General features: G+C 51.3%; 4 protein-coding genes. All 4 read right to left on the bottom strand.

Annotated features, from left to right (window positions below):
- Positions 1-18 precede the first annotated feature (18 nt).
- Entirely contained in the window at positions 19-3,171 is a 3,153-nt protein-coding gene (locus tag SH449x_RS04040; protein ID WP_482380035.1) for a glycosyl hydrolase 2 galactose-binding domain-containing protein, read from the bottom strand.
- Positions 3,172-3,349: 178 nt separating this feature from the next.
- Positions 3,350-3,769 carry a hypothetical protein gene (locus tag SH449x_RS04045; protein ID WP_482380036.1) on the bottom strand — a complete coding sequence of 140 codons (420 nt, stop codon included), beginning with the start codon at positions 3,767-3,769 and terminating at the stop codon, positions 3,350-3,352.
- A 640-nt stretch (positions 3,770-4,409) separates the two neighbouring features.
- A complete protein-coding gene (locus tag SH449x_RS04050) occupies positions 4,410-5,525 on the bottom strand; it encodes a transposase (protein WP_482380037.1) in 1,116 nt (371 codons plus the stop codon).
- Positions 5,526-5,594: 69 nt separating this feature from the next.
- The gene (locus SH449x_RS04055; protein ID WP_482380038.1) at positions 5,595-6,377 is read right to left on the bottom strand and encodes an ankyrin repeat domain-containing protein; all 783 of its coding nucleotides are present in this window, start codon (positions 6,375-6,377) and stop codon (positions 5,595-5,597) included.
- Positions 6,378-6,458: the final 81 nt, after the last annotated feature.

The following is a 6,458-nucleotide window of genomic DNA, read 5'->3' on the forward strand; positions in this document are numbered from 1 at the left end:
GCCGACGAATGATTTAGACTAGGGTGAATACTGAGCCGTCCGCCTTTGCAGTATCGCGGATTTTGAGGAGGGCAACTCGCTGGAAAAGTAGACCTTGCGAAAAATACCACCTGCCCCCTGCCAATCATCGACCAGCACCGCAACACGGGCCACACCTCTTTGATCCGAGGGAATGGGAATGGCAATCGTCATATCAAAGGCGGTCTTTTTGTTCTCCAGATCTCCGCCTGTACCGCACTTAAAGCCGTTTACAAAAACCTCAAAATAGTCATCCACTCCCGTAAAGATCATGTAGTTGGCTTCTTTGGGAATAGTCAACTCCTTGGAGTACCATGCCCAACCATCCAGCCCTTGATACCCTTGTCCGTCCCAATGCTCTGCAATCCGTATTGTATCCCAAACTTCGTCAGGAACCTGTTTGAACCACTCTTCGGCTATCCCAGCTCTTTTCGAGTCTGGTTTGAATCGCCAATCGGCCCTAGGCACTTCCACCAACTCGCTCCTCAAATCGTTTAGCATGCGTCCTAGTGTTTCCTCTTGTAGCGACTTGCTGAACGGTCCCGACTCCAAGCGGGTCAAAGCGAAACGCAAAAAGGATTGCGTCGCCGCTCCTCTCTTTCCATCGGCCTCCAACGTGCTTACAAACAATCGACCTTGCCCCACGTTTGATCCCCAACTGCACGCATGGAGCCGATACTCTTTGATGTCGTGATTGTCCCAGAGCAAAACAAATGGCTCCACCTCATCTAGATAATCGGGATTAATCATGACAGGACCAGCCAAATCAAAGGCTTGTAACGCCTCGATCATACCGCTCATTCCCGCATCTCCGATCCGCTGATGATTCACAATCGGCCCCCCACGCAGAAACCAATGCTCCGCCACAGGGAAGGAACCCGTCGCTCCGTCCGGAATCATTAAAACCTTGCCACCTGCGACGAGCCAACGCCAGAGCGGCTCATCAAACCTCCGGGCAACAACGATCCCGGAATCCATCTTGGAATCGATCGCCCAATTCCCTAACTCCGGCAAATCACTCGATAAACCTAATCGCTTCGCATCCAAGCTCGCATGGGCTAGTAGCCGTGTTGCGGGCTCCGCCCCATCGAACCGAGGCACAACCCAAAGCTCCCACGCGTTCTGTGCAACAATCTGTTCCCCTTTCTTCCAGGTTGCAGCAAGCTTCACTCGTTTGGGGGAATAGGAGTCGGGTTCAGCTGATTCGAGCGAAGCACGCCACGAAGCCTGCACAGTCAATTTTTTCGCCTCGTCGTCCTCTGAGATGGCAATCAAAGGCTCTTGATTCTTGCCGTCGACACTCCATTCCACTCGATGCTCGCCCACCTTCGGCTCCAACAAGTGAAAAGAGAACGGAACATCCTCTCCCAGGAAAATGCTCCGGCTATCCTCTGATGTCTCTAGGCAGATCATTTGTTCGCCGTGCCAACTCCACTGATCCGGTGTGGATTTGGGATTATTCTCAAAATCAATCAGCCCCATGGCAGCAAAGGGAAAGTCACGTATGACACTTACGTTGTAACCTTGCCGAGGCAATTGATGCCGATATCGTTCGATCTGGAACTTACGGGTCTCGTGAGCATGAACGAACGACGCTTCTCGCCATGAGTTGCCTTCTCCCATCAGCTCTTCTATGCGGCGCTCTGCCTCTTCAGTATGAGGGCTGGATATCAATGCGTGAGGTGCCTCAGGCATGACCATCCTCGCATCGGTCCAAGTGTCAGCAGCGATCGCTTCACCAAGAATCAGTGGCTTCGGACTTCTTTCTTGAATGTAGGCATCGAGCCCTCTGAGAACGCCTTTCCATTTGTGGTTATTGCCGTAGGGATGATCGTCATAGAAATCGTGAACCCTTTGCCAGCTGATCCAACTGCTATCGTCTTCGACGAGGGCCTTCGGAATCATCGCGTGGGCTTTGTCATAAAGCTCTTGAATGACATCGATCTCGGCTGAATGCCCCGTTTCACACGTTAAACTCCGCAAAATGACCGAGGGATGATTGCGATCATATTGAAAAAACTCCTCGTACTCCAGCAGCAGTTGCGAACGATACTGTTGAGTCAGCTTGGGATGCCAAGTAGGATACTCGACCCACGCCAGCACGCCCATCTCATCACAAAGATCCAAGTACTCTCGCGGAGGAATCCAAAGACAAAACTTCATCGTGTTGAAACCGCGAGCCTTGATAAATTCTAATTCCTTCTGCATCCACTCCATATCGCGCGATGGGCATAAACGAGGAGGAGCGTATCCCCAGTTTAGTACTCCTCTGACCGACACGACCTCTCCGTTCAAGTAGATATCACGCCCGCGTGCTTCCACGACTCTACGATAAACGTTTTTCATCTGCCGATCGATGATCATACCTGTAGCATCATCACGCAGAACGATCTCGCATAATGCACCGGCAGGGTTGGCGGGAGACCATAGCGGCCAATCCTCAATCTCATCACCTGAAAACTCGATTTTCACAGATGAGTCCTCTTTCGTGATGGAATGCCATTTCCAAGCATCAATACCTACGCGTCGCACCCCCACCGAGAGTTTTGCAGCTCGATCCTTTACTCCCTGCAAGTCGATTTGAAAGGTGACCCGTTCGTTATCCCAACCTGCAGCAAATAAACTCAGATCGTCGAGATAGCCCCGGTCGGAAACCGTGAGCAAATCCACCTTGCCCCAGATACCGCCAAAGTGAGGAATGAAGACTGGCAAGAAACCTTGGGTGTTGTGCCCGGGCTTTTCATCAACGACAACTTCGAGGACGCCACCAGGCTGATAGCCGTCGGTGATATCAACACGAAAGGGAGTCCAACCACCAATGTGCTCGCCTACCACGCGGCCATCGAGCTTGACCGTCGCAAAGGTCGCCACTGCCTCAAAGTGCAGTAAAATTTTCTTTCCCGAATTGTCTACCGCTGGTAGTTGCGTTCGATAAGTCGCTACACCATCGAAATCGCCCCCTAGTACCGTCTCCCAGGAATCGCCGATCGAAATAGGCTGTGGTTCTCTCCCGGAAACTTGAATGGTCCAGCTACCGAGTTGAGTCGATGATCGCGAATCGTTCCCAATTGCAGCAAGAGTACTCACAGGTATCAGCAACGCCAGTAGAAAGTGGCTGACTACAAGGGGGTAAAGCGGAGTTGCATATCGCATGGTCGTTATCCAGAAAAATACGGGTGGGGGGCGCTGCGCAGTTCCTATAGGCCGTGCCTGCGACATTCGAAAGGGTAGGTGTTAACGTAGATTGTAGTTGTAGCAAGCCGATTTGTAGATTGCCATTTCCGGCATCTCTGATGCATTATTGGTAGACCGCAAACGTACCTGTTCGTCGTCACCAAACGAATTTGGTGATGACCATCACCACAGCAAAAGTTAGCCCAACAAAAACACCCAAGATGGCGAGGGACATCAGATTCGGTACAACATCAAAAGGATGCAGAGGATCGAACCAATTCGCGACAAGTCCGCCGCCAACGGCGATTAGTGGTCCGATCAAGAGGGAAGCAGATCCATAGACCATCAGGTTCCTTTTTTTAGGCAATTGGTTTGAACGAATCTCACGTTGATTAGCATTTCTCTCCCGTCTTGTAATCCAAGCGATACCGATGACGGTGATCGCCGAAACCAGCACGAAGACCAATAGACCCAATCCATTCCCTCGGAGGATGAAATGCAGCCCAGCAAATGCACCTAGCGTGGTTGCAAGTGCGACGGCAAGTAGCAACGGTAGGTTGGAGACGCGATCTTTCATAAATTTCTGTCTACCCTAATCCAATCGCTAATGGGCGGCTCCCTATGCAGTAAGAGAAGCAAGCTGTATCGTAGTTCCGCGCATTATATCGAACTCTACGGAAATCTGACCCAGACAGAGTATTGGAGGAAGAGAACAAGCAATATTGCAGGCACCGTTATCCATAGCCATCTACGGCTTGGAATCGTTGAAAGCACGATTACAGATCCCGCAGAAATTGGCGTAGTAATCAGCTTCAGCCCTAAGAGAGCACCAGGAGGACTCAACTTCGAGGAAAAGTTTATGGCGGGAAGGCCGAAAAACAAAAGTACGATCCACAGGACTGCGAGAAGTAAAAGCCAGTTAAGCTTGTTCATCAATTCGTGCATTTGTGCGGGGGAGTAATTAGTACTTGGGGGACACAGCATTTTCTTTGACCATTGAATTGTAGCGGCCGTTGTGAAATACGAGAAAGCGGTCGACGCCCAAACGGGACCACTTCGTTCAGAAACACGCCCATATGCGAAGCTCGGCTACAGAGGCATACAGAAATCGCGGCCTTTGAGAACAGACCGGTTCCCCACTCTTGTTGGAATGCCGAAAGAAAATCGCGGACTTGCGGGCTTTATGGGCTCCGCTTACTTTGCCGCAACGCGACAAGCTAACTCGAAAGCAGCTCCCGCGTGCGCGGACGGATGTTGTAACGCTGTTGCCTTTGCCGACTCCTGGTTGCGTCAATGACTCTCGGTTTACCCGCGACCGCACTAAACAGCTTGCCAAAGTCTCTTGCTAACTCAATCCACGCTTCTTCGGTAAGTCCCAAGCGTTCGAATACCGGAGCGGCATCTGCTGGGGTTGAGCCTCGTTTGCCCTTTACCAATTGCCTCGCGGTCCAATCCAGCAACTCGATATACCCTGCAGCACTTAACTCCAAAAACCCCTTGTCGCTGGCTCGGTATCCGCTGGAACTTGGGCAGGCCCCTAGGTCTTCCTCACTGCGTCCCAAACAGACCGGTGCCAGAAATGCCGAACGTGTAAGGCCTGAGAAACTTGGTGCAGGGGAGGAATTCGTTTCTGGTTGTTGAGACGGTTCGGAAGAATGATCCTCGACACTTTTGCTGCTAGCTTGCTCCTTCAAATCCTCGATCCTTCGTTGAATCGACGTGTAGTCGCTTTGCTCGAGCGTCTCGGCCATCGCGGCCCGAATCGGATTCAGGTCCACATAGGCCGCACAAGCCAAAAGAGCTGTTTCGTCGAGAATTCGAACAGCTTTGTAACGCGCCTGCCAAAATTTCCCGACCTCGCCATCGGCCTTATTAGCTCTCTGAGCAATCTTCTGGCTCAGAAGCCGAATCCACCACGATATATCGCTTAGCCGCAAGCGTATCTCCTTGACCTTTGCGGGGGACGATCGGATGGAATCGAGTTCGAGTTCGTTGGGCTCGTCTGCGGAGCCATCAGGCTTTTTGCGTTTCGGGCAGAGCATCAACCATCGCCTAGCGATTTCGGAGTCGTCCCAAGTGGCGACGATATCGGGCCTGGAGCGGAGTATCAGGTGATAGTGGTTAGAAAGAATCGAGTAGCCGAGCAGATCGATTCCCATGGATTTCGCCAGATTCCGGAGTTCGACCTCCATCCATGCTTTGCGATGATCGAAGTTCTTACGGGTAACGGGATCCTCCCCTAGAAGGAAGCAACGTCTGACCGTGCGATTGACGCAGTGAACGATAGCCACTTCATCCGGTGCAAAGATTTCCACACGAGAAATGCGGGGCATAAGAACCTCCGATGAGATCACGAATAAGTCGGAAATAAACCGAATAGCTTTTGTAACCGGCCATCCTACCTAAATCCGGAAATCCTGCAAACATGCTGTGTCCCCCCTGGATCCGCCTTTCTCCAGCAAATACAAAACCACTTTCCATCCGGTCTTCATGGCAAAAAGCATAAGCGGCGGTGCATCGTGATTTATCGTGTCATTAAGGTGTACCCCCGCATCAATAAGCATAATCGCATTTTCAACACTCCGCGGAGAGTCAGAGTAAGCGAAGGTAGCAGCAAGTGGTGTACCTGCATTATTTCGATGGGTTTTTGTCCACAGATTGGGGTCTGCCCCATGCGCAAGCACTAATTTGAGCCAATAGCTATCCGGTTCACTCGCAGATAAGAAGGTAACGGTTTGTTTGTTGGACAGAAACTGATCAGGATCGGCACCTTGCTGGAGTAGGGCTCGAAAGGCATCTCGTTTTCCGTTCTCGAATGCATACTGTAATGGTGTTTTCCGGTTCCAAAAACCCATTTTACTGAGCTCATGATCAAAGGTACCACTTTCGATTGCCCTACCGTCGTCATCATCAATCGCGGACCAGATAGTTTGAGGAAAAATAGAGTTCCCATAGCAGCCTGACAGGGAGAACATGATGACGGCCCCTAGGATTATCCAAAATCGTCCTAGGAAGGTTTGAGTGGCGGGTTGCCTCAAACGTCTGCCTAGCGAAGCCGATGAATGTCGGGCGGAACAGGCTGCTGACGGCGTTTTGACGCCTGGTACTGCATCGAAACGATTGCTCAGAATAGAGTCCGGCGCGAGTTTGGGCATGAATTCTCTCCTGTCAAAACGATCAATCATTCTTTTCCTTCCGCTTGGACGGTCCCATAAAAAATCTATACAGCATGCATAGGGGAATCGGACCGAGCAGAATGATCCAGG

It is taken from the genome of Brakhagea baltica (assembly GCF_052161605.1).
Classification (GTDB): domain Bacteria; phylum Planctomycetota; class Planctomycetia; order Pirellulales; family Pirellulaceae; genus JBKCUI01.